The organism is Psychrobacter sp. KFRI-CH2-11, from assembly GCF_038239325.1.
Classification (GTDB): Bacteria; Pseudomonadota; Gammaproteobacteria; order Pseudomonadales; family Moraxellaceae; genus Psychrobacter; species Psychrobacter celer.
Genome location: NZ_CP151283.1, coordinates 712,400 through 736,012 on the forward strand (window position 1 = coordinate 712,400; position 23,613 = coordinate 736,012).

A 23,613-nucleotide genomic window follows, 5' to 3' on the forward strand; every position below is an offset into this window, starting at 1 on the left:
TTACAAATAAAACAAGCACGTTGTTTTATCGGGTACGACTGATTTAGGCTTTGGCTAATAAAATTAACACAATTTATTATTGATAATAATTATCGTTTGCACTATCATCTACACCATTCTACCTCGGTCACTGAATATTAGAGTGTTATGAGTTCAACGATTTTAGACGCGCCATCTCCCAAACTGACGCTCGCCGCTGCCGTGGTCGTCGTCGGCCTTCATGCCTTGACTGTCGCCGCGCTCGTAGCGATGAAAGCGCCTGAAAAACCAGTAGAAGCAAAAATTCAAACGCCGCCCATTGAGATAGAAATGGTGACTTTGCAAAAAGAGCCTGTCGCCGTGGTAGAGCAAGAGTCGCCAAAAGTGCAGCCAGCGCCGCCAAAACCTAAAGCCGCGCCTACCGTCAAGGCTCAACCAAAACCGATCAAAGAGCCGGTTATCAAAGAAAAACCGCCTAAAGCAACGCCACCAAAAAAGGCAACGCCGCCTAAAGAAGTAATAGAAAAGCAGCCTGACATCATCAAGACAGAAGCGCCAAAAACACCGGCAGCTGAGCCTAAAGTCGATACCCACGCGGCTGATGAACAACGCAGAACTGAGGAGCGTCGCAGAGCCGAGGAACGTCGTATAAAGGAGCAAGAACAGCAGAAGGCTGAGCAAGAAGCCCGTGATAGAGCAGCAGCGCAAGAGGCTGAGAGGTTGGCGGCAGAGAAAGCGGCTAGAGAAAGAGCAGAAGCACTGGCTGCCCAGCAAGCCGCGCAAAGAGCCGCTCAAGCAAAAGCTGCAGCAAGCAATACGCCAGTGAACTTTACTGCCAGTAATGCTGATTGGGCATCGCCGCCGAGATGGAGTTTTCCTAGGCGTGCTGCTCGAAATGCTCAATCAGGCGATACGTTTAATGTGGTGTTGGTGTTGAGGGTCAACAAGCAAGGCGGCATTGATAGTGTGCGAGTGTCGCAGCCGTCAGGCAATCCAAGTGTGGATAATGCAGCGCAGCGTCAAGTTCGCTCTGGCAAGTTTACACCCTTTACACAAAACGGCGTGCCCGTGGTGGGCAATGTAACACTAACAGTTAGCTACGCTGTACCTTAGCGCGTATTTTATTGAATTTACCTCATTAATTTAAAAGATATTTATAATTTTATATTTCTTTATGATAAGGCTAGCTGGGATATACGCTGCGCTATCATAGGATGATATTAAACATTAAGGAGTCTGGCATGGACTTTATGCACTACTGGCAAATCAGCGACATGGTGACCAAAACCTTGTTTTTTTTGCTACTTATCTTGTCTGTCGTCTCTTGGGTGACGGGGATTATTCGCGTACTACAAAGCCGCAAACTGGCCGCTACTGTCGCAGACGATTTGAGTCAGCAGATTACCGCTAAGCAGCCTGAGCTGGCCGGCTGTGATGCCGCGCAGCGTCGCCTAGTCACCGAGCAGACATTGCTCAAGCATATCGGCCGCTACCGCTTTGCCAGTGAGCGCGGCTTGCCTATCCTTGGCACGACCGCTGCGATTGCGCCCTTTATCGGGCTATTTGGGACGGTATGGGGCATCTTTCATGCGCTGCACAATATCGGCATGACCGGACAAGCAGGACTCGGACAAGTGGCAGGGCCTGTCGGTGAGGCGCTGATTATGACAGGCCTTGGCATCGCGGTTGCCATCCCAGCGGTGGTGTTTTATAACCTCTCGGTGCGTATCAATCGCCGAGTGATGTACCATGCCAATGACCGAGCCCATGATTTGTTGGCGACATCTGCTAAGCAGGTAGCGACCAATAGCCGTCCTAGTACTGTCACTGCGACTCAGGTCACAAAAGATCAGCAGATCGCCCAAAGAGACGCGCCACACGCCACGCACTATCGTAGCTCAGCGCCATCGCAAGGCTAGTCGCTGCTGGGGCATAAAGGGGCAGCAGGGCGCCAAACGAGTACAAACGGTGCATCAATAACCAAACGTATTGAGGATAGTTATGGCATTTCAACTGGGTGATGATGATAGTCAGAGTATGAATGAGATGAACCTCATTCCGCTGATTGATATCATGCTGGTCTTGATGATTATATTTTTATTGACGGCGACGGTGCTCAATCCAGCGGTGCCATTGGACTTGCCAAAAACCAGCGCAGCAGTCACTGAGCCGCCACCAAAAGCCATTCAAATCAGTATTGATAAAGACGCGGGCATATTTTGGGACAGCGATCCAATTAGTATGGACACGCTAGAGGCAAAGCTACAAGAGCAAAGTGCAACAGGCGAGGATCCTTCGGTGCAGCTACGCGCTGACAAAGACAGCAAGTACGATACCGTGGCACAAGTACTGGCCGCCGCTAGCCAAGCAGGACTGACCAAGATAGCCTTTGTCAATGAGTAGCCTAATAAAGTAGGTCATATAAAGTAGGCGGTATAAAGTGCGAGTAAACGGGTAGTTATAGCAGCAGAGTGGCAAAAAGTAGCAGCGCGCCGATCAACAGAAAAACCACCAAAACAACAATAAGAAAAATCAAAATAATAAATGCTTTCTCCAGCCTCGCTCGGGTAACCTTGCGAGGTTTCCTTTATTTTGGGTTTGGTAGACCCTATTACCAAGCGTAACCAAAAGGACGATAACCATAGCCCAGGCGTCCAGACCCATAGCCGAATGGATAAGGCGTGCGCAGATAGTCGAGGTCGCGCTGACGAATATAATAGTAGCGCCCTTGCGAGTAGGCTTCTTCTAGCTTTTCAATGCCCTCCAGCGGACAAACAGGCTGCCAGTCGTAGCCTTCGCGGCCCAGCTTATAGGCGTTGAGCTCGGTGCAGTAGGTTTTTAGGCCTTGCTGGCGTCCTTGCTCCCATTGGATGCGATTGGGCATCGCACCGCCGACGCTTGCGCATTGATTGGTATAGTGTCCAAAGTACGCGCCAGAGCGACCACGGATACCATCTGCGTAGCCGACCTCCTGCCAATTGCTGGCTTGACACTGCTGCGGCGTTAGACTCTGAGTCGTGGCGCAGCCTGATAGTAGTAGCACGGCCGTACCTATCATCGCCAAGCTCAGGCTTGCTCGGCTTTTTTGTATACCGCATCGACTGGTTTGTATATCGCTTGCTAGCGTGGCGACTTTGCGGCGTGACGCGGTGCTCGATGAGTTTTGCTGAAGAAGATAATTCATAATAAACCTGCGCGCGTTTAAAATTATGGTTTATCATAGCACCTTTTAGCGCTACCAGCTTTTTGTATCTTGTGAGTATTGGTGTTTTTATATATCGATAAGTAATTGATATACCAGTGTATCTATAAGAGCGATAGCACGCAGGCGCGCTACAAGCGTTTGCGGCTACTGTGTAGGGCTTGCTTGGTTTTTAGGTGTTGATACGCATTATAAGTGTCTATCTGCTCGCTTTTTAGCCGCCAGCGGTGAGCGTTATATTTTTCATATCATTGTTTTTAGTCAAAAGGCCACACCACCATGGGAATATTGATCGGCGTTATCATTGTACTATTTGTGTTAGGGAGTATGATGGCGCTCAAACCGAACGGTATTGATCAGCGCTTGGATAAGCTGCGCATGACAGCGCGCCGCTTGCAGCTCAACCCAAAGCTGGTCAGTTGCCCTGACTGGATCAAAGGCCGTGACAACGAGTATGGCCGCGGCATGCTTGGGCAGTACTGCCTCATACTGGACGATATCCAGCTGCCCCATGCGCGCTATCAGGTGATTGATGGACAGTGGCGACCAGATAGTAGCTTTGTCGATACGAGTGCAGATGACAGCAAGCTTGTGGTGCCAAGTGCGATTCGCGCGACTCATAGCAAGCCTGTCATCAAACCGGCCAACTTTGCTTTGGATAAAGCGCCGCTGGACTTGCCTGCGAGTATCGAGCCTTTTGTCAAAGGGCTGTTGACCAAAGCCAATAGCATCGTGATTTACTGGGAAGATATCGCCTATGTGCGTCCAGCAACCAACCCCGCCTATCAACAAAAAATGATTGAGACTGATCTATTGGCCCTAAAGGCAAACCTAGAAAAATGGGCGCGACAAATGCAAAAAAATCCCTAAAGCTGGTAAAGCAATTTTTCGTCTCCATTTAATAGCAATATGCAAGCACTTTTGGCAAACTCTCAGTCATTTGCAGTTGACAGCTTAATACTTAGCAGTGTAACGTCTTTATAACGTGCGCTTTGTATTATGGTTAGTGTTTGTTTCATAACCGTTTTTATTGGCAGCCATTACTACAATAAATCGCTGAGTGAATATGCTTAGCTACCATAAATTGCCATGCTGCTGAATTTAAACCTACTTTTCATCTACTTATATTATGGTGTCGTCACATATGGCAAAAACCACAACCAAAAAAACTCCAGCATCCGCGACCGATAGCCCAAAAAAAGGCAAGTCGTTGGTGATTGTCGAATCACCCGCCAAAGCAAAAACCATTAATAAATACCTTGGTGATGACTTTATCGTACGCTCAAGTATCGGTCATGTTCGTGATTTGCCCGTTAGTGCCAGTAAAAGTGCAAAAAAGACAACCGCTGCTAAAAAAGATGAGACGCTGAGCAAAGAAGAAAAAGCGCAGCAAGCACTGGTGCGCCGTATGGGTGTCGATCCAGAGCATGACTGGGCGGCCGTCTATGAAGTGCTGCCGAACAAAACCAAAGTCATCAAAGAGCTAAAGGCACTGGCCAAAGACGCTGACAAAATTTATCTGGCCACGGATATGGATAGAGAAGGGGAAGCCATCGCTTGGCATCTAAAAGAAGTCATCGGCGGCCCTGATAGCAAATACCAGCGTGTGGTTTTTAATGAGATTACCAAATCCGCCATTCAAAATGCGTTTAAAGAGCCATCAAAGCTCGATATCGACCGTGTCAACGCCCAGCAAGCGCGGCGCTTTTTAGACCGTGTCGTCGGCTTTATGGTATCGCCGCTGCTATGGCAAAAAATCGCACGTGGTCTGTCGGCGGGCCGTGTGCAGTCGGTTGCGATGCGCTTGGTGGTCGAGCGTGAGCATGAGATTCGCGCTTTTATTCCAGAGGAATACTGGCAGATCCATGCCGATACCCACGTTACTGCTAGTAATGTCAAAAAACCGACAGATGCTGAGCAAAGCTCGATTCGCCTAGAGGCGACCAAACAAGGCGGCAAAACGCTTAAGCTGGTCAATAAAGAGCAGACCGATAAAGTCTTAGCAGTACTCAAAACCAGCGATTTTATCGTCAAAGAGCGTGAGGAAAAACCCACGCAGTCGCGTCCGAGTGCGCCGTTTATCACCTCGACCTTGCAACAAGCGGCCAGCACACGCTTAGGGTTTTCAGTGAAGAAGACCATGATTTTAGCGCAGCGCCTGTATGAGGCGGGGCACATTACCTATATGCGTACCGACTCGACTTTTTTGTCTGGTGATGCCTTGGCGGCTGTGCGTGGCTATATCGAAGACAGCTATGGCGATAAATATGTGCCAGAAAAACCAAATTTTTATGGCAACAAACAAGGCGCACAAGAGGCGCATGAGGCGATTCGCCCATCTAATGTCCATATGAAATCCACCCAGCTCAAAGGCGTTGAGCGTGATGCCATACGTCTGTACGAGCTGATTTGGCGTCAGTTCGTCGCCTGTCAGATGCTGCCAGCAAAGTATCTATCGGTGAATTTGTTTGTGGCGGCAAGCGATGTCGAGCTAAAAGCCCGCGGCCGTACCATGGTGTTTGATGGCTATACCAAAGTCATGCCGCCTGCCAAGACGGACGATACGCTACTGCCTGATGTCAAAAAAGGCGATCAGTTGACCCTAGATAAGCTCGACCCAAGCCAGCACTTTACCAAGCCACCACCGCGCTATACTGAGGCCAGCCTTGTCAAAGAGCTGGAGAAAAAAGGCATCGGCCGTCCATCGACATATGCCTCTATCATCTCCACCATTCAAGACCGCGGCTATGTCAAGCTCGAAAACAAGCGCTTGTTTGCCGAAAAAATGGGTGATATCGTCACCGATAGATTGACCGCAAGCTTCCCAGACTTAATGGACTATACCTTTACTGCCGCGTTAGAGGACAAGCTAGATCACGTCGCAGAAGGCGATCAAGACTGGAAAGATGTGCTAGATAACTTTTATGGCGACTTTAAAAAGACGCTCGAGCGCGCCAAAGAAAAAGACGGCATGCGCCCCAATGACCCGACCGATGTGCCAGACGTGCACTGCGATATATGCTCGCGTCCGATGCAGCTGCGTACCGGCTCGACGGGGGTGTTTTTAGGTTGTACAGGTTATAACTTACCGCCAAAAGAGCGCTGCAAAGGCACCAAAAACTTGATGCCAGTCGAAGCCTTTGCCAATCTTGATGAAAGCGACGCGGCCGATGAAGTGGCGGAAGTCAAAGACCTGATGGAGAAAAAACGCTGTCCCAAATGTGGTACAGCGATGAACGGCTATATCGTCGATGGCGGCCTGAAACTGCATATCTGCGGTAACAATCCTGACTGCGACGGTTATATCTTAGAAGAAGGTAAGTTTGAGGTCCCAGGCTCAGATGCGCCAACCATTGATTGTGATAAGTGCGATGGACAAATGGAGCTAAAGACCGGACGCTTTGGCCCTTATTTTGCCTGTCAGCAGTGCGACAACACCCGTAAAGTGCTAAAAACCGGTGAAGCTGCACCGCCGCGTATGGATCCGATACATCTGCCAGAGCTCAAATCAACCAAGCATGATGACTATTTTATCTTGCGTGAAGGCGCTGCAGGCATGTTCCTCGCCGCCTCAAAGTTCCCAAAAGTGCGCGAAACCCGTGCGCCCAAGCTGGCTGAACTGCGACCTATCAAGGATAAGATGGAAGATAAATTCCAGTATCTGTTTGACGGGCCAGATGAAGATCCAGATGGCAATCCAACGATACTGCGCTGGTCACGTAAGAAAAAAGAGCAATACATCGGCTCTGAAAAAAACGGCAAAGCCACGCGTTGGGGTGTGTACTGGCGTAATGGCGAGTGGGTTGAGGAGTAATCAATATCAGTCCAAACGATAGCCAATCTTCGATACCGATACAGTGAGCGACCTGATAGCCGCGTATCTGATTTATTTGGATTCGATCATACCTTGCGATGTTAATGTCCATAAAAAAACCTCTTAGATGATCTAAGAGGTTTTTTATTAGCGAACGGCTATGTTTTACGACCGAACTACTGCGATTAGGTCTTTTCGATGATACCACATGCCACACGGTCACCTGCATTACCCGCAGGCTGACTGGTATAATCATCAACCCCACTATGCACGATAAAGGCTAAGCGGTTGACACTGTATTTGCCAGCTTCTGCCGCAGAGATTTTTTTGTTGACGTAGTTGATGGTAGCAACGCCATCTTCGTTTGCTGTCAAGTTAGGCAGGTCGCCTGCATGGCCATTCATGTCATCAGGGTTTGAGTGCGGTTTGTTGTCTGGATTGAAGTGGCCGCCTGCTGCTTTACCCATATTGGCACAGCTGCCTGTCTCGTGAATATGAAGCGATACGGTCTTACCAGGCTGCAAGTTCATCAGCTTACCATACACCTGTACGCCGCCATCTACTGGACGTAAGAATACTTGTCCGACTTCATTTTGGTTACCAGCGACGGCTTTGATGGTAGATTTTAGTGCTGGCTGATTGACAGGATTGCCTGTTTGCATTTGACCTTCGACCGTTTGACAGCCAGTCATGGCAAGAGCCGAACCACATAGTAGCGCACTTGCAAGCATTGTCTTATTCATTGTTCTCTCCATTTATATTTATTCATTGTGATGAATGTCTGTTTTTTCTAAAAGTATTCATGTTTTCTGAGTATTCAAACACTGTACTCAAACACTGCTTAATTACTCAAGCATTGCTTAATGTCGCAATCAGTATAGCCAAGCATTAGATATAGTTATTCATCAAATGCGCAACAATCGGTTAATAAATGTAAGTATCGTATGGGTTTAAAAAGCATGAGGCAAAAAAAACCGCCCATCATGATGATGAGCGGCTTTTTTTATCAGAGTGGACTTGTAGCCAATCAAATCAGTTATGTAGCGCTTTGCCAGAGGTTTTATCGACCGTTACTTTGGCAGGCTTAAGTGGCACTGGCATACTGACCAGCGCTACTTTTAATATCTCGTCAATTGTCGCCACTGGCTGAATGGTCAAGCCTTCTTTAACGTTATCGGGGATATCAGCTAGGTCGCGCTCGTTACTCTCTGGAATCAGCACATGCTTGATGCCACCGCGATGCGCAGCCAGTAGCTTTTCTTTTAGACCGCCGATGCGTAAGATTTTACCGCGCAAGGTAATCTCGCCTGTCATGGCAATATCCGGGCGAATGGCAATGCCAGTTAAGGCAGAGACCAGCGCTGTGGTTAGCGCACCACCAGCCGATGGCCCGTCTTTTGGCGTTGCACCTTCTGGCATATGCACGTGGATATCAGTGGTTTTGACGGTGTCGTAGTCGATACCTAGGCTGTCGCCACGCGCCCGTACCACACTCATGGCCGCACGGATCGATTCTTTCATCACGTCACCAAGCGATCCGGTAAAGCTCAGCTCACCTTTGCCTTTCATGGCCACCGCTTCGATGGTCAGTAGCTCACCGCCAACTTGTGTCCAAGCAAGTCCCGTCACGCGGCCGATTTCAGGCTCTTCTTCTGCCAGACCGTAGTCGTACTGATGGACGCCTAGATAATCATCGATGTTTTTGTCGTCGACTGTGACTAGCTGACGCTCTGCTTTTTTCGGAGCGCGGGCGCCATGGGTTTCGACCGAGCCGCGTACCACTTTGCGGCAGATTTTATTGACTTCACGCTCAAGGTTACGCACACCGGCTTCACGCGTATAGCTACGCACGATGCTATGCAATGCCGCTTCGACAATCTCAATCTCGCCTTCTTTGAGGCCATTTTGCTTAATGGCTTTTGGTACAAGGTATTTCTGCGCGATGTTGACCTTTTCTTCTTCGGTATAGCCCGGCAGGCGAATGACTTCCATACGGTCCAGCAGGGCAGGCGGGATATCCATGCTGTTGGCAGTACAGATAAACATCACTTGCGATAAATCTAAGTCCATATCGAGATAATGGTCGTTAAAGGTATCGTTCTGTGATGGATCTAGCACTTCAAGCAAGGCTGACGCTGGATCGCCGCGGAAGTCTTGCGCCATTTTATCGATTTCATCGAGTAAAAATAGCGGGTTTTTGACTTCGACTTTGGCCAATGACTGGACGATTTTACCCGGCATCGCACCGATATAAGTACGGCGATGACCACGGATTTCTGCTTCATCACGCACACCGCCAAGCGCCATACGCACGAACTTACGGCCAGTAGCACGGGCAATCGATTCACCTAGTGACGTTTTACCAACACCGGGAGGGCCGACTAAGCACAGAATCGGGCCGCGAAGTTTTTTCACCCGTGATTGGACAGCGAGGTACTCTAAGATGCGGTCTTTGACATCTTGCAAGCCGTAATGATCTTCGTCCAGCACCGTTTTGGCTTTATCAAGATTGATCGAAACCTTGGTCGTGGCGTTCCACGGCGTGTCCAAAATCCACTCAATATAGTTGCGCACCACTGATGATTCACTCGATGCAGGCGGCATCATTTTGAGTTTTTTCAGCTCTTGCTCGGCTTTTTTGCGCACATCTTCTGGCAAGTCAGCATCTTCTAGACGCTGCTCTAGCTCAGCGACATCATCTTCGCCATCGAACGCGCCATCATTGAGATCTGATAGCTCGTTTTTGATCGCTTTCATCTTCTCGTTTAAGAAGTACTCGCGCTGGTTGTCTTCCATCTGCTGACGCACGGCTTCTTGGATATCTTGCTCGATGTTTTGTTCCGCGCTTTGCTTGACGAGATATTCGGTCAAGGTATTGATATGGGTTTTGATATCGTCTTTTTCTAAAAACGATTGCTTGACCTCTAAATCCATCGATACGCGGGTCGAGATAAAATAGACCAACTCCAATAGGTCGTCGATACGCCCCGCCACGCGCGTCAGCTCACGCGCATTACGTAAGCGCGCATCCGCATAGCTCTCAAACAGGGTAGTCAGCGCTTGAATGGTGTTTTTTTGCTGGCTCTCATCCATCGCTACATCAAGGTCAGCACGTTCAAACCGTGCCATCATTAGCGCATCATGGTTTTCGATCGTATCGACACGCGCACGGTACTGACCTTCGATCAGCACTTTAATGCAGCTCTCGTCGCTGTCATGCGGCATGGTGCTGACGATGCGGCACACGGTACCGTATTGATACAAGTTGTCTTGATCAATGTCTTCGGTGAGTGAGTCTTTTTGTGCCACGACCAGTACTTTGTTGCCATACTCCGCCTGCGCCAATTCGACGGCTTTAACGGAGGGTGCGCGGCCGACAAATAGGGCGATTTGCATGTGCGGATAGACCACCACATCGCGCAGTGCTAATAGCGGCAAATATTCTTCCGCCGATTTATCGTTATGCTCTTTTGCTGGATCTGCGGTCGCCGCGATACTCTCTTGGGTATCGTTTGGCGTATCGCCGTCAGTGGCTGCGGTCGAAACGTCGACATCGATGTCGATATTGTCTTGATCAATATTGTGTTCGCTCATATATTCCTTCCTCGTTCACCAGACTTGTAAAGTCAAGTTCGTGGTTCATGTTTAGATAAATGGTGCTGCTATACAAAATTGCAAGGCTCTATTGCCAACAGAAACGAGGATATTGTCTCTTTATTTGCTGGGTTTTATTTGTCTGCGGGGTTCTGCGCGTGGGTTTTGTGGACAAAATCAGGTAAAATGACGCGCGTCTTATCCGCAATCGATAGTCAAAGCTATTGATAGGGCAGAGCGGGTAATACGCAAAAGCGCCATCACGGGGCTAAAAACATAGGGTAAGGGGCGAAAATATGACCATCAATGCAGTGCTGTTGGCGGTAGTCATCATGCTAGGGCTATCTTTGGCGCGGGTACACGTGGTACTGAGTTTGTTAATCGGCGCGCTGGCAGGTGGGCTCATCGCAGGTCTGGGTATGACCGATACCCTCAATGCCTTTCAAGAAGGTATCCGCAATGGCGCGCAAATCGCGCTGTCCTATGCACTGCTTGGGGCTTTTGCCGTGGCGATTGCTCACTCTGGATTGCCGCAGTCACTTGCAGGTGCGGTCATTAAGCGTATCGATGCTGGTGGCACCAGCGCGATGATTAAGTATCTGCTGTTTGCCGGCTTGGTGATGATGAGCTGCTTTAGCCAAAACCTAATCCCCATTCATATCGCTTTTATCCCGCTGCTGGTGCCGCCATTGCTGCTGGCGTTCAACCGTATGCAGATAGATCGCCGTCTGATCGCGTGCCTGTTGACCTTTGGTCTGGTCACCACTTATATGTTTATTCCTTATGGTTTTGGTGATATTTATCTAAATCAAATCATGCTAAAAAACGTTGGAGAAGCGGGCATCGATGTCGCCGATATTTCAGTTGTACAAGCGATGGCGATTCCGGCAACAGGGATGCTGGTCGGCTTATTAACAGCGATATTTATCAGCTATCGTAAGCCGCGTGATTATCAGCAAGTGGCAGTGGATAAAGAAGCGCATGACGCCGTGGTGGCCAATGATGCCTTGAGCAAAACCGCTGCTGGTGCTAAGGCACAAAGCAAGCTCAAAACCCTAGTGGCGCTAGCGGCTATCGTCACCGCCTTTGTGGTGCAGCTTTATACCGACTCGCTGCTGCTCGGCTCGATGTTTGGCTTTGGGGTCTTTATGGCGACCGGCGTGGTCAAATGGCGTGATGCCGATACGGTGTTTAATGATGGTATCAAACTGATGGCGATGATTGGCTTTATCATGATTACCGCGCAAGGCTTTGCTGAAGTCATGAAAGCGACGGAGCAGATTCAGCCGTTGGTCGATGGCGCCGCGTCGTTGTTTGCGGGTAACAAGGCCATTGCCGCCTTTATTATGCTGCTCATTGGGCTAGTGGTGACGATGGGGATTGGCTCATCGTTTTCGACCATCCCTATTTTGGCTGCGATCTATGTGCCGCTCTGTATCTCTTTAGGGTTTTCACCGCTCGCCACCGTGGCGATTATCGGTACGGCTGGCGCGCTTGGTGATGCAGGCTCGCCTGCCTCAGATTCGACACTCGGGCCGACCTCTGGCCTGAATATTGATGGCCAACACGACCATATCAAAGACAGCGTGGTGCCGACCTTTTTGCATTACAATATCCCATTATTGGCCTTTGGTTGGATTGCAGCGATGGTGCTTTAGACAATACTCTAAACGGCTATTACCAAATCAAAAAAGGCGAGTGATTTGATAATCATCCGCCTTTTTGGCTTTTTATAAGGGTTTGGTTCACATTTTTCTCAGTTGCTTAGCGCACTAAGAATAGCGCTGTAATTATCAGCGATGTGCTAAGCATACCCTGTAGTTTGTTGTTCGATATAAATCATTTTTCACTGGTATTACCACCCTCATCAAAATCCTCAATCTCACCAGTTAAACTAGCCAAAAACGCATCACTTTGTGCCAGCAGCTCATTCAAACGCGCCTCATTAATGACACTAGCCAATTCATCAGAGCCAAAGGATTGTTCTTGACTGTAGTAAAGCATTTCTCTTTTGTCATCACTTCCTAACGCTTTTAAATACGTTTCAACGGTATCAGCGCTAGAGGTTTCTTGCTCAGCACTATGGTTAGTTTTTGCGCTATTATTTGGTTGAAACCACCTTAAGCCACTTGGCGTTAGCAGGCCATCTAGTGGCACATCCCAAGGCTGACGCGCTAGCTGCTCGACCACTTGAAAATCGTAACACCAGCCAACTTTTAACGGCTTTTTTAATCCTGCCTGATGGCTTTTGCCAAGCGTCGTATCATAAAAGCCGCCGCCCATACCCATACGATTGCCACGTTTATCCACTGCCACCAGTGGACAGATAATGACGTCTAACTCTCGTGCCCAGCGTAACCTGCGATGATGATTTTGCTTCATACCCAGACTATGAATCCGTGTCGGTACGTTTACCCATTTAGAATGATAAATCGGCACAAAACGCAGGTGTTTATCAATATTACCCGTAGCATCACGACCGAGCGAGCCGACCACTGGCAAATACGGCAAATAACCTAGGCGCTTACACCAGTTAAGCAGTGGCTGAGTGGGCAGCTCACCAAAGCCATCGTAATACAAGCCAACACGTGCACGCGGTGGTAGGCGCTGCTGGAGTTTGGGTAAATGTAAGCTCGCCATGCGCGCGTATTGTCTGCGCTCGCCTGCACTTAACTGGTGACGCTGGCGGGTAAATTGTCGTCTGGATGGATTGACAATAGTAGCTGTCATTTTATCCTTTATTTTTACGTCAGCGCCCTTAGATGATGACTTAGGCGATGCTTTAGGCGCTGTCGTGGCAGAAGGGTGTTGGCTGGTGCTTTTGGACATCAGTTAGCCTCACGGACGTGGAGAAATTTGTGATAAGTCATGCTATCATAACGCCACTTTACATCGTATTTTCCTTTATGTGCAGCGTGCGTTGCACTTTTTATGGCTCAATAAAACCAAAGAGGGTAGTTATGTCGACACAGAATCAGGCAACACGACTTGAGAAAGACACAATGGGCAACGTGGAAGTCCCAGCCGACGCTTATTGGGGCGCGCAAACCCAGCGTAGCCGTGAAAACTTCAAAATTGGTGGCGAGACCTTGCCGCGTCCGATGATTGAAGCGATGGCACTGGTAAAAAAAGCCGCTGCTATCACCAACGCCAGCCTAGAGCGTATCGAAGGCGATAAGCGCGACCTTATCGTACAAGCGGCAGATGAAATCATCAATGGTGGCCTTACCGATCAGTTTCCATTAGTTGTATGGCAGACCGGTTCTGGTACGCAGTCAAACATGAACATGAACGAAGTGCTGGCCAACCGTGCCAACGAAATCGCAGGGAACGCGCGCGGCAGCTACACGCCGATTCACCCAAATGATCATGTCAACCACGCCCAGTCTACCAACGACAGCTTCCCAACCGCGATTCGTGTGGCCGCTGCTCGTCAGATCAACAGCTTGCTTATCCCAGCGGTAAAAGCACTACGCGATACGCTAGATGCCAAAGCCCGCGAGTTCGATAGCATCGTCAAAATCGGCCGTACGCACTTACAAGACGCCACGCCTTTGACCCTAGGCCAAGAGTTCAGCGGTTATGTCAGCCAGCTTGACCATGCATTGACTCGCATCGACAATGCGCTACAAGGTCTATATGAGTTGCCACTAGGCGGCACTGCAGTAGGTACGGGTCTAAACGCCCACCCTGATTATGCAGTAAAAGCAGCTGAGCAATTGGCGACATTGACAGGCTTACCCTTTGTCACTTCACCAAATAAATTTGAAGCACTAGCGGCGCGTGATGCCGAAGTCTTTGCTTCTGGCGCATTAAAGACCCTAGCAGGTAGCCTCAATAAAATCGCTAACGACGTACGCTGGCTTGCCTCAGGTCCTCGTTGTGGTCTTGGCGAGCTGACCATTCCAGAAAACGAGCCAGGCTCATCTATCATGCCAGGTAAAGTAAACCCAACGCAGTCAGAAGCGATGACCATGGTTGTGGCGCAAGTGATGGGTAACGACACGACTATCAGCATGGCGGGCGCGTCAGGTAACTTTGAGCTAAATGTGTATAAGCCTGTGATTGCCTTTAACCTATTGCAATCTATCAAGCTACTGGGCGATGCGTGCAACAGCTTTAACGATAACTGCGCCGTTGGTATTGAGCCTGTCAAAGAAAAAATCGATGACTTCTTGCACAACTCATTGATGCTGGTGACGGCACTAAACCGTCATGTCGGCTATGAAAACGCGGCAAAAATCGCCAAGACAGCTTATAAAGAAAACAAAACCTTGAAGCAAGTGGCGGTTGAGTTAGAGCTACTCACTGAAGCGCAGTTCGATGAGTGGGTAACCCCTGCGGATATGGTACATCCTTCTTAGTATCAATCCAAAGTATCAATCCAAAAACCTGAGTAGTTTGTCTTTTTCGCTATTCAGATTTTTAAATTTGATAGTCTAAGTAACAAAAGACCTTACCATCCTCTATAAACGGATGCGTAAGGTCTTTTTTTTCGTCTATGAGTGACAGTATCTACATCGCGCGCAACAAAGCCTTACCCGTAGTCAACAAGCGCACTCACAGTTATAACAACCCAAACAAAAATTTTTATTATAATGAGTACATAGGTATGGGCTCGTGAATTCGTAAATAATAGCTTCTAAAAACATTTTCTAAATCACGATAAAGCCAATAAGAGCGAACGATTAGACTAACCAAAAATAGTTCGCCGCTAACGTCTCCCTATCTATAACTATTTTAATCACTCAATTGAGGTACTATTATGAAAAAATTAACAGCCGCTTTGTCATCTGCTGGTATTATGATGGCGATGTTGGGCTCTGGCTCAGCAATGGCCTATTCAGACAATGTGATGGAGCCAAGTGAGAGCTATGATACGGCCATCAAACACAGACAAGTCAACTATAGCTGCCAAAACAACAAAAAAGTCAGTGTGACTTATGGTTTTAATAAAGAGTATCTACCGACCTTTGCAGAAGCTACTTTGAATGGCAAAACAAGATTTTTACCAATCAACTTAGGACGCTCTGACAATGTCGGTACTGTGTTTGGCGATGAGGATAACTTTAGTATCATGACTGGGCCTCTGCGTTTAAACAACTATCATAACTCTTCGGCCAATATCCAAAACGCTAAGAGCGAAATCCTTTATAAAGGCTGTAACGTCGACTCTATCAGAAAGATTAAAGGCTAGTTTTCAGCAGGCTGATAGACTTAGATAAAAAAGACCTTGTCACGTTATGTGGCAAGGTCTTTTTATTCAAAATCTAAGCTCAATTAAAATTTATACAGCAAGCCTAGTGTCGTGGTGGACTCGGTACGCGAGTTGACCATTGGGCTGTCTTTTTGCTCATTTGGCAGATAGCTTAAGCTTTGGTTGGCAAAGCCTGCCCAGCGCTCATTGAAGTCATAGTTGGCACTGATATTGATATAAGGGTTTAAGCTTGAATTGGATTTATAAGCAGCAATGCCGGTCTTGGCAGATTCTTCTTCACTAACGCCATAATAATACTCGTTATAATCTGCATCATGATACTCAAACCCTGCACTCGGATAGACGGTGAGCTTACCTTGAGTGATACGCGCCAGATAAGTCAGCCGCGCTGTGTTGCCGCCGCTACGATCCAATACGTCTGTTGCGATCTGCGCACGAAAACCCCCAACTGGCGTACGACGTAAATACGTTAAACCTGCCGCCGCCGAGGCCTTACGCTCATCTAGTCCTTGTAGCGCGCCGCGGGCATCATCAGGGTCAAACTCGCTACCAGACAGCTGCGCGTATGCCGAGAGCTGATTGGTACCATCATTGATGAGATAAGCACCAGCTTGAGCGCCGCGCGCATAGACTCTGTTGTTGTCATAAAACACGCCCGGCAGCACGCGTATATCAGTGCTGTCTTCCATATCATAGGCTGGATTGACGGCCATGACGTTGACGCCGACGCTAAGTACCGCGTCTGGATCGGTCGGTAAGTTGTTTTTAAAAATCGCGGCATGAGACATGCTGGCGACACCCAGTAAGGCAGTAGCTGCCAAGGCGTTAAAGGTTGTACGTGTAGCGACATGGGGTAGCGCAGATACATTAGACATGGGTTTTTCTCATCAGTGGTTGGACTAGTAAATGGTGAAACGATATCGTCAAAATTTGAGCAAATAAAGATAAGTAAGATAAGTAAAAAAGTGCTGGTGAATAAATTGCATAAGCTGTTGGCACGTAGGCTGTTATCAATACTATTCATAGTGACGAATAGCCACAGCGTGCTACTCAATGAGCGCTATTCAATGGCGGCGAGCACTTGTAGTAGCTGCTGATGCAAGTCTTGCCACCAGTAGGCAAAGCCAACACTCATGACGAGCATCACAAGCCAAGGGAGCAGCTGCCATAGTATCGCAGGGTTTTTTGCCTTATTTGAGTCAGCATAGTGATGACTATTATGACTATTATTATGATAGTTATTATACCCTTTATACTGCTGATAAGTGGGATGGATATGCAAGCTTGCATCAAAAGGCGGGCTTACTTGTGTCGCCTTGGCACGCTGACGATAGGCAATGGCAAAGGCCAGCGCAATCACCAAACCTGTCGCCGCGCCGCCGATATGACCAGCATTGTCGATACCGGGGACAGCAAAACCATAGACCAAATTGATACCCATAATAAATATCAAGCTTTTAAGATTAAGCACAAGGCCGTTGACTGAGATTTTGAACAATGCGGCGATGAGTAGCGCAGCCCCGATACCCATGATGCCACCTGAGGCACCTGCTGATATGCCAGGCTGTCCCGTACCATCTAAAATTCCTTGCCAAGTGACATGGTTATTGAGTAAGTTGCCACCGATGGCCGCCAATAAAAACAACGCCAAAAACTTCGCGGAGCCAAACATCGGTTCGGCCACTTGACCGAAAAAATACATGGCAAACCCATTAAACAATAGATGCATCAAACCAATATGCAAAAACGCACTACTGAGCAGCCGCCATGGGTCGTCAGTCATGGTAAAGGGCAGCGCATTGGCGCCCCATTTGAGCAAATCCTCAGTTGAGGGGTTATTGGCATCGACGCCTGTCAGCACCTGCAGGAGAAACAGCCCAATAAAGCTGATTAACAGTAAGGTGGTCACAGGTGCTGTCTTTAGCAGTTGTTGTATGGTCATAAGCGCCAGTCTTATTGATAAGTTATAAATAGAATAAATAAGCAGTAGAGATAATGATAAATAAAGCACAAAGACGATGCGCAGAGCAAGTCGTTTGCCAGAGTGCCCGTGTGTCAAACGGGGCTTGTATCAAAAGCCAATCAGCCATTATGGCTCACTTTGAGGTTTTCGTACGTGCCTTTTACCAAGATGTCTTTTGTGACTGCGTTGATATCGGTATGCCCACAAAATGCCATACTAATATCGCACTCATTATAGATAAGCTCAAGCGTGCGGCGCACACCATCTTCGCCATAAGCGCCTAGCCCATACAGGAAAGCGCGGCCAATCATCGTACCTTTTGCGCCCAAGGCGATGGCTTTTAGGACGTCTTGACCTGAGCGAATTCCGCTATCGAGCCACACTTCGATGTCGCTGTTTTCGGCATGGACTGCCTGTACGATGTCAGAGAGGGCAGAGATAGAGGACAGCGCCCCGTCCAACTGACGACCGCCATGGTTGGAGACGACCAGCGCATCGGCACCGCTACGGGCGGCGAGTATCGCATCTTCAGGTTCCATAATGCCCTTTATAATCAACTTGCCACCCCACATGTCTTTGATACGCGCGACATCATCCCAGCTCAGGCTTGGATCAAACTGCTCTGCCGTCCACGCTGAGAGCGAGGAGATGTCCTCGACGTTTTTGGCGTGGCCGACGATGTTGCCAAATGTCCGGCGGCGAGTGCCGAGCATGTTCATGCACCACTGCGGCTTGGTCATCAGGTTTAGGATATTAGTCAGTGTCGGTTTGGGCGGGGCAGAAAGTCCGTTTTTGATGTCTTTGTGGCGCTGACCGAGCACTTGTAAGTCGGCGGTTAAGATAAGCGCAGAGCAGTTGGCGGCTTTGGCACGGCGAATCAGATTGGCCATAAAGTCCTGATCGCGCATGACGTATAGCTGAAACCAAAACGGCGCGGCGGTGTTTGTCGCTACATCCTCGATAGAGCAAATACTCATGGTCGACAGCGAAAACGGCACGCCAAACTTTTCCGCGGCACGCGCCGCATGAATCTCACCATCGGCCCACATCATGCCAGTAAAGCCTGTCGGCGCGATGGCGACTGGCATTTTGACCGGCTCGCCGATCATCTGTGTCGCCAGACTGCGATTGTCCATATCAACCAAGACACGCTGACGCAGCTTGATGCGGTCAAAGTCGGTTTCATTCTGGCGATAGGTGGTCTGGGTCCATGAGCCTGAGTCGACATAGTCATAAAACATGCGCGGCACTTTGCGCTCAGCGACGCGGCGCAAATCTTCAATCTCAGTCACTTTTTTTAATTCAGTCATTTTTTTAACTCAGGCAATTCTTAATGTTGGGTATGAGGCGCTCATAGATGTCTTGTTATTATGGCAAGCTGTCTTAAGATGGCGCAGACATAAATAACTGCTGCAAATCCAGCACCGAAAACGGATAATTTAAGCGTGCTGTCGGTGTGATTATCACAGGAATGGTAGTGGCAAATGTCATCATCAGCGGCTCATCGAAGTCGGCAATATCGACATACTGATAAGTCAGCCGCTGTACGGTTTGAAACTGCGCGATGACTTGTTCAGCGACATCACACAGATGGCAGCCTGTGGTGCCAAGCAGCCACCAATTATCGATATTTTCACTAGTGCCAAGACTAGGGTTGGCGGCTACTATGCGTGCCCGCAGCTCTGCTATATCCTGCTCTGCTATATTGTTATCATAATCCATGTTTATACTCGTGCTCTATTGTCTATGTCTAGCGTTCTATGTCTGGCGCTTGTTTTTTATGTGAGTGACAACCGCTTCGTTTACTTGGATGGGTTGTAAAAAAGCTTATTGTAAAAAGCTTATATTGCATTGCGCTACTGACATGATAAAGAAGTGGGGTAAATAATGACAGCGATTATGAGATTAGGTAAGATGACCTGCTATTTGAGTTAACTGCTTGGGCTGTTTTTGGATAAGCGGCTACCTTTTATCTTTTCAATCACTTGGATATCGCGCATGGCAAGTTTTGGCACATTTATCAAACGAGTATTTTTGGCGTTCATGTTGTTGGTCGTGGTTTTTCATATTTTGGTCGCAGGGCTATTATTGATTTGGAAAACCCAGCCCATTAACAACAGCATGTTTATGCTCACGCATCGCCTGACAGGCGGCACCGTGACGCAAAACTGGGCAGAGTACGACGCCATTGCCAAATCTGCCAAGCAAGCAGCGATCGTCAGTGAAGACGCAACCTTTAGCCAGCATAATGGCTTTGACTTAAAGGGTATCGAGGCTGCACGCAAAAAAAACGAAGAAACAGGCAAGATGTCGGCTGGCGGCTCGACCATCACGCAGCAGTTGGCCAAAAACCTGTTTTTGACCGCGCATCGCTCCTATATTCGTAAAGGCGAAGAGGCGATTATCACCGTGATGATAGAGGCGTTGTGGGACAAACAGCGTATCTTGACCGCTTATCTTAACGTGGCTGAGTTTGGCGATGGTATCTACGGTATCGAGGCGGCTGCGCACCACTATTTTAATAAAACTGCGGCCAATCTCAACCGTGACGAGTCCGCGCTGCTCATCAGTATGCTGACCAATCCAAAATACTATGAAAACAACCAAGGCGATAGACGGCTACGTAACAAACAGCGTATCATCAAAAAACGCATGAAAAATGCAGTCTTACCACAATCAGCATCATGACGTATCGAGAAGGCAAAAGGAGTAGGGACGTGGCAGATACCAAGAGCAATGATAAGCAGCATCAGACTGACAATAGCGCCGCCGTGATGAGCATAAACGATGGGGCGCATGGGAAAAAAGAGGATGATCTCGCCCACATCGCATGGCAGCGATTTGAGGATGGCAGTTATTCGCCCAGCAGTTATATCAATCGCGACCTGTCTTTGTTGCAGTTTCATCTACGGGTACTGGCGCAGGCTGCCAGTCCGCGCCATCCGCTGCTTGAGCGTTTGTTTTTTTTGATTATTTTTTCATCAAATATCGATGAGTTTTTTGAGATTCGCGTGGCCGGTATCATGCAAAAGCTCAATATCGGTGATGTGTCGACCAGCGCGCACGGTATGCGGCCCAGTGAAGTGCTCAATGATATCTCTGCTGTAGCACATGAAGCCATCGCTGAGCAGTATCGCATTCTCAATGAAGACATCTTGCCTGCGCTGGCCAAAGAAGACATCCGTTATCTCAAACGCGATGAGCTAAATAGCGAGCAGTCGGCATGGATGAAGCGCTATTTTACCGAACAAGTCTCGCCTGTACTGACGCCGATTAGTATTGATCCTGCCCATCCGTTTCCGCGTTTGGTCAATAAAAGCCTCAACTTTATCGCCACCTTAGAGGGCAAAGATGCCTTTGGTCGTGATATCAATCTCGCTATTGTCCCCGCGCCGCGCAGTCTCCCACGCGTTATACGCTTACCTGATGAGCTGACTGGCGGCAAAGAGCATCACGTCATGCTATCGGCCATTATTCATGAGCATATTGGCGAGCTGTTTCCGGGAATGAATGTCACCGGCTGTCATCAGTTTCGACTGACGCGTAATGCGGACTTAGACCTAGCGGACGATGTCGAGGATATCGCCAAAGCGTTAGAGGGTGAGCTTGAAAACCGCCGCTTCGGTGATAAGGTGCGCCTAGAGGTCACCACCGACTGCCCGACGCCCATCAGCGACTATCTGCTCAATGAGTTTGAGCTGCACGACAATCAGCTGTACCGTGTCAACGGGCCGGTCAACCTCACGCGTTTATTGTTCGACTTTAATATACCAGCGCTGCGCTATCAGCCCTTTACGCAAGCGATACCCAAAGCGTTTCGCCGCGAAGAAAAAAAGCTGGACAAAACCAGTAGCATGTTTGCTGCCATGCGCAAAAGCGATGTACTGGTGCATCACCCTTTTCATGCCTTCTCGCCTGTCGTCAACTTATTATGGCAAGCCGCCAACGACCCAAAAGTTTTGGCAATCAAGCAAACGCTGTACCGCTCAGGCACCAATTCAGAAATCGTCAAAGCACTGGCCGCTGCTGCTCGAAATGGCAAAGAAGTCACTGCCGTCATCGAGCTGCGCGCCCGTTTTGATGAAGCCTCAAACATCGCAGTCGCCAATTATCTGCAAGAAGCAGGGGCGGTAGTGGTGTATGGCATTGTCGGCTACAAAACCCATGCCAAACTGATGCTAATCATACGCCGCGAGGATGATCGCATTCGCCGCTATGTACACTTAGGGACAGGCAACTACCATGCCGCCAATGCTAAGGTCTATACCGACTACGGCCTGTTTACCGCCGACCCTGATATCTCAGAAGACGTGCACAAGATATTTCAGGAGCTAACGGGTATGGGCAAGCCTGCCAATCTCAAAAAGTTATTGCATGCGCCCTTTACCTTGCATGATAAGTTGATGAGTTTTATCGATGATGAGATCGCTCACGCAAAGGCAGGCAAACGCGCTCATATCATGGTCAAGGTCAATGCTTTGACGGAGCGTCGCCTGATCGGCAAGCTCTATGACGCCTCTCAAGCAGGGGTAAAAATCGAGCTGATTTTGCGCTCAATGTGCTGTCTGCGTCCGCAGGTCAAAGGTTTGTCGGAAAACATCACAGTACGCTCGGTGATTGGCCGGTTTTTAGAGCACACACGCATTTACTATTTTTATAATAACGGTGACGAGCGTCTGTATTGTGGTAGTGCCGACTGGATGGACCGTAACTTGTTTCACCGTGTCGAAGTGGCGTTTCCGATTGAAGATAAAAAACTGTTTCAGCAGATATATCAAGATGGCTTGATCAACTACTTACAAGACAATACCCAAGCGTGGACACTCAATGGCGACGGCGTCTGGCAGCAATTACAGCCCGCTGCTGGCACACCGCCACATGCCGCCCAAGAGCATTTATTAACGCTCATCAATGGGGTAGAGGCGTCGTCTTAACAGCCCTCTAATACTGACTCAAACCAAACGCTGGCGATGACTGGCGTTTGGTTTTTTTATGGATGTCAGTAGGTACCGTTATTTGCATGCTGCTGGTAGGAAGTTACAAACTGTCTTGTAACCTCACATTTATTCACACATTGATACCGCAGCACACTGGTGTCTGGTCGAGCCTTGTTTCTATAATAAAAATACACTCCATCATAAAGCATAGAACGTAAAAGCCAATGATAAAAGCATAGGAAAAAAAGGAAGCCTCTATGAATAATCACGATACGACGCCTGATACCTCTGATACAAAATCAGACGTCAAAAAAGCAGCCGAACAGGCAGACAGTCAAAAAATTCAGCAAAACCTCAAGGAAGACAAGAGAGTCGATGCGCCTGAACAGCTAAGCGAAGAAGAGCAAACCGCCTTCATCGAAGAGGATTTGCGTACCGATAAATAAGAGGATAACAAATAACAGGATAAATATTACTCCACTTAATAGCCAATACATACGTGAGGGATATAGCATGTCAGACAATACACGCCCAAATAATGAAGAAGCAGTACCGATCCACGACCCTGCCATCAAGCAGCCAGACAACCCAAAAGGCAGCTATGAAGGCCGAAAGTACCAGCCAAATATAGATGGGCCAGAACAAGCCTCACAGGAGACAGACGAGGTCTATGTCGACCCGCGCAAAGAAGAAAACCTACCTGATGGCGGCAAAAACGTGGCTGATCTCAGTGCTCATGATTTGAGCCAAAAAGGCAATGGATAGTTCGTTATCAATATAGGTTAGACTCATATAAGCTATTATAAAACATAAGGTCGAGTATTGAGCATACCATTTCGTGGCCATGCTAAAGAAGTAGCTACGACCATCAAGTATTAATGAAAAAGTATTCATGAAAAAACAATA

Annotated in this window: 20 protein-coding genes; 12 read left to right on the top strand and 8 right to left on the bottom strand. The window is 48.4% G+C overall.

Annotated features, from left to right (window positions below; genetic code table 11):
* The first annotated feature begins 147 nt into the window (after positions 1 to 147).
* The 3 genes from AADH33_RS03025 to AADH33_RS03035 all read left to right on the top strand — a co-directional run bounded on the left by AADH33_RS03025 (position 148) and on the right by AADH33_RS03035 (position 2,382).
* A complete protein-coding gene (locus AADH33_RS03025) occupies positions 148 to 1,092 on the top strand; it encodes an energy transducer TonB (protein ID WP_348549527.1) in 945 nt (314 codons plus the stop codon).
* 128 nt (positions 1,093 to 1,220) lie between these two features.
* Positions 1,221 to 1,898, top strand: coding sequence for a MotA/TolQ/ExbB proton channel family protein (locus AADH33_RS03030; RefSeq protein ID WP_348549528.1), 678 nt, complete (start codon positions 1,221 to 1,223; stop codon positions 1,896 to 1,898).
* An 82-nt stretch (positions 1,899 to 1,980) separates the two neighbouring features.
* Entirely contained in the window at positions 1,981 to 2,382 is a 402-nt protein-coding gene (locus AADH33_RS03035) for an ExbD/TolR family protein (protein ID WP_075100555.1), read from the top strand.
* Positions 2,383 to 2,590: 208 nt separating this feature from the next.
* Here the strand turns inward: AADH33_RS03035 and AADH33_RS03040 are convergent, their stop codons facing one another.
* The gene (locus tag AADH33_RS03040) at positions 2,591 to 3,163 is read right to left on the bottom strand and encodes a DUF2799 domain-containing protein (RefSeq protein WP_348549529.1); all 573 of its coding nucleotides are present in this window, start codon (positions 3,161 to 3,163) and stop codon (positions 2,591 to 2,593) included.
* 297 nt (positions 3,164 to 3,460) lie between these two features.
* Between AADH33_RS03040 and AADH33_RS03045 the strand changes: the two genes are divergently transcribed.
* Positions 3,461 to 4,051 carry a hypothetical protein gene (locus AADH33_RS03045; protein ID WP_348549530.1) on the top strand — a complete coding sequence of 197 codons (591 nt, stop codon included), beginning with the start codon at positions 3,461 to 3,463 and terminating at the stop codon, positions 4,049 to 4,051.
* A 274-nt stretch (positions 4,052 to 4,325) separates the two neighbouring features.
* Entirely contained in the window at positions 4,326 to 6,995 is a 2,670-nt protein-coding gene (gene topA, locus AADH33_RS03050; protein ID WP_075100558.1) for a type I DNA topoisomerase, read from the top strand.
* 185 nt (positions 6,996 to 7,180) lie between these two features.
* On the opposite strand, the gene AADH33_RS03055 is transcribed toward topA, so the two are convergent.
* Positions 7,181 to 7,738 (bottom strand): superoxide dismutase family protein, encoded by a 558-nt coding sequence (locus AADH33_RS03055; RefSeq protein WP_075100559.1) that lies wholly within the window; start codon positions 7,736 to 7,738, stop codon positions 7,181 to 7,183.
* A 289-nt stretch (positions 7,739 to 8,027) separates the two neighbouring features.
* Entirely contained in the window at positions 8,028 to 10,589 is a 2,562-nt protein-coding gene (lon, locus tag AADH33_RS03060; RefSeq protein ID WP_348549531.1) for an endopeptidase La, read from the bottom strand.
* Positions 10,590 to 10,885: 296 nt separating this feature from the next.
* On the opposite strand from lon, the gene AADH33_RS03065 reads away from it, so the two are divergent.
* On the top strand, positions 10,886 to 12,247 hold the full coding sequence (locus AADH33_RS03065; protein WP_075100560.1) for a Na+/H+ antiporter family protein: 1,362 nt from the start codon (positions 10,886 to 10,888) through the stop codon (positions 12,245 to 12,247).
* Positions 12,248 to 12,428: 181 nt separating this feature from the next.
* Here AADH33_RS03065 and AADH33_RS03070 read toward each other — a convergent pair whose 3' ends face one another.
* Positions 12,429 to 13,319, bottom strand: a complete 891-nt coding sequence (locus AADH33_RS03070; RefSeq protein ID WP_348549532.1) for a 5-formyltetrahydrofolate cyclo-ligase — start codon at positions 13,317 to 13,319, stop codon at positions 12,429 to 12,431.
* A gap of 230 nt (positions 13,320 to 13,549) precedes the next feature.
* Between AADH33_RS03070 and fumC the strand changes: the two genes are divergently transcribed.
* Together fumC and AADH33_RS03080 are read left to right on the top strand one after the other, a co-directional pair.
* A complete protein-coding gene (gene fumC, locus AADH33_RS03075) occupies positions 13,550 to 14,953 on the top strand; it encodes a class II fumarate hydratase (protein ID WP_207969175.1) in 1,404 nt (467 codons plus the stop codon).
* A 401-nt stretch (positions 14,954 to 15,354) separates the two neighbouring features.
* Positions 15,355 to 15,786 carry an ACP-like domain-containing protein gene (locus AADH33_RS03080; protein WP_207969176.1) on the top strand — a complete coding sequence of 144 codons (432 nt, stop codon included), beginning with the start codon at positions 15,355 to 15,357 and terminating at the stop codon, positions 15,784 to 15,786.
* A gap of 83 nt (positions 15,787 to 15,869) precedes the next feature.
* Here AADH33_RS03080 and AADH33_RS03085 read toward each other — a convergent pair whose 3' ends face one another.
* The 4 genes from AADH33_RS03085 to AADH33_RS03100 all read right to left on the bottom strand — a co-directional run bounded on the left by AADH33_RS03085 (position 15,870) and on the right by AADH33_RS03100 (position 19,492).
* On the bottom strand, positions 15,870 to 16,682 hold the full coding sequence (locus AADH33_RS03085) for a MipA/OmpV family protein (protein WP_100749870.1): 813 nt from the start codon (positions 16,680 to 16,682) through the stop codon (positions 15,870 to 15,872).
* 185 nt (positions 16,683 to 16,867) lie between these two features.
* Positions 16,868 to 17,749, bottom strand: coding sequence for a rhomboid family intramembrane serine protease (locus AADH33_RS03090; protein WP_348549533.1), 882 nt, complete (start codon positions 17,747 to 17,749; stop codon positions 16,868 to 16,870).
* A gap of 140 nt (positions 17,750 to 17,889) precedes the next feature.
* On the bottom strand, positions 17,890 to 19,080 hold the full coding sequence (locus tag AADH33_RS03095; protein WP_348549534.1) for an alpha-hydroxy acid oxidase: 1,191 nt from the start codon (positions 19,078 to 19,080) through the stop codon (positions 17,890 to 17,892).
* A gap of 73 nt (positions 19,081 to 19,153) precedes the next feature.
* On the bottom strand, positions 19,154 to 19,492 hold the full coding sequence (locus tag AADH33_RS03100) for a glutaredoxin family protein (RefSeq protein ID WP_348549535.1): 339 nt from the start codon (positions 19,490 to 19,492) through the stop codon (positions 19,154 to 19,156).
* A 276-nt stretch (positions 19,493 to 19,768) separates the two neighbouring features.
* On the opposite strand from AADH33_RS03100, the gene mtgA reads away from it, so the two are divergent.
* From mtgA to AADH33_RS03120, 4 genes are all read left to right on the top strand, one after another.
* A complete protein-coding gene (mtgA, locus tag AADH33_RS03105) occupies positions 19,769 to 20,458 on the top strand; it encodes a monofunctional biosynthetic peptidoglycan transglycosylase (RefSeq protein WP_348549536.1) in 690 nt (229 codons plus the stop codon).
* Between the two features lie 86 nt (positions 20,459 to 20,544).
* On the top strand, positions 20,545 to 22,704 hold the full coding sequence (gene ppk1 / locus AADH33_RS03110; protein ID WP_243456075.1) for a polyphosphate kinase 1: 2,160 nt from the start codon (positions 20,545 to 20,547) through the stop codon (positions 22,702 to 22,704).
* 260 nt (positions 22,705 to 22,964) lie between these two features.
* On the top strand, positions 22,965 to 23,153 hold the full coding sequence (locus AADH33_RS03115) for a hypothetical protein (protein ID WP_348549537.1): 189 nt from the start codon (positions 22,965 to 22,967) through the stop codon (positions 23,151 to 23,153).
* A 67-nt stretch (positions 23,154 to 23,220) separates the two neighbouring features.
* Entirely contained in the window at positions 23,221 to 23,472 is a 252-nt protein-coding gene (locus AADH33_RS03120) for a hypothetical protein (protein WP_348549538.1), read from the top strand.
* Positions 23,473 to 23,613: the final 141 nt, after the last annotated feature.

Excerpts from the sequence above, each read along its gene's own strand:
- topA (WP_075100558.1), top strand. The coding sequence starts at position 4,326 with ATGGCAAAAACCACAACCAAAAAAACTCCAGCATCCGCGACCGATAGC.
- AADH33_RS03040 (WP_348549529.1), bottom strand. The coding sequence starts at position 3,163 with ATGAATTATCTTCTTCAGCAAAACTCATCGAGCACCGCGTCACGCCGC.
- mtgA (WP_348549536.1), top strand. The coding sequence starts at position 19,769 with ATGGCAAGTTTTGGCACATTTATCAAACGAGTATTTTTGGCGTTCATG.
- fumC (WP_207969175.1), top strand. The coding sequence starts at position 13,550 with ATGTCGACACAGAATCAGGCAACACGACTTGAGAAAGACACAATGGGC.
- AADH33_RS03030 (WP_348549528.1), top strand. The coding sequence starts at position 1,221 with ATGGACTTTATGCACTACTGGCAAATCAGCGACATGGTGACCAAAACC.
- AADH33_RS03120 (WP_348549538.1), top strand. The coding sequence starts at position 23,221 with ATGTCAGACAATACACGCCCAAATAATGAAGAAGCAGTACCGATCCAC.
- AADH33_RS03100 (WP_348549535.1), bottom strand. The coding sequence starts at position 19,492 with ATGGATTATGATAACAATATAGCAGAGCAGGATATAGCAGAGCTGCGG.
- AADH33_RS03035 (WP_075100555.1), top strand. The coding sequence starts at position 1,981 with ATGGCATTTCAACTGGGTGATGATGATAGTCAGAGTATGAATGAGATG.
- AADH33_RS03095 (WP_348549534.1), bottom strand. The coding sequence starts at position 19,080 with ATGACTGAATTAAAAAAAGTGACTGAGATTGAAGATTTGCGCCGCGTC.
- AADH33_RS03025 (WP_348549527.1), top strand. The coding sequence starts at position 148 with ATGAGTTCAACGATTTTAGACGCGCCATCTCCCAAACTGACGCTCGCC.
- lon (WP_348549531.1), bottom strand. The coding sequence starts at position 10,589 with ATGAGCGAACACAATATTGATCAAGACAATATCGACATCGATGTCGAC.
- AADH33_RS03115 (WP_348549537.1), top strand. The coding sequence starts at position 22,965 with ATGAATAATCACGATACGACGCCTGATACCTCTGATACAAAATCAGAC.
- AADH33_RS03090 (WP_348549533.1), bottom strand. The coding sequence starts at position 17,749 with ATGACCATACAACAACTGCTAAAGACAGCACCTGTGACCACCTTACTG.
- AADH33_RS03085 (WP_100749870.1), bottom strand. The coding sequence starts at position 16,682 with ATGTCTAATGTATCTGCGCTACCCCATGTCGCTACACGTACAACCTTT.
- AADH33_RS03080 (WP_207969176.1), top strand. The coding sequence starts at position 15,355 with ATGAAAAAATTAACAGCCGCTTTGTCATCTGCTGGTATTATGATGGCG.
- AADH33_RS03070 (WP_348549532.1), bottom strand. The coding sequence starts at position 13,319 with ATGACAGCTACTATTGTCAATCCATCCAGACGACAATTTACCCGCCAG.
- ppk1 (WP_243456075.1), top strand. The coding sequence starts at position 20,545 with ATGAGCATAAACGATGGGGCGCATGGGAAAAAAGAGGATGATCTCGCC.
- AADH33_RS03045 (WP_348549530.1), top strand. The coding sequence starts at position 3,461 with ATGGGAATATTGATCGGCGTTATCATTGTACTATTTGTGTTAGGGAGT.
- AADH33_RS03055 (WP_075100559.1), bottom strand. The coding sequence starts at position 7,738 with ATGAATAAGACAATGCTTGCAAGTGCGCTACTATGTGGTTCGGCTCTT.
- AADH33_RS03065 (WP_075100560.1), top strand. The coding sequence starts at position 10,886 with ATGACCATCAATGCAGTGCTGTTGGCGGTAGTCATCATGCTAGGGCTA.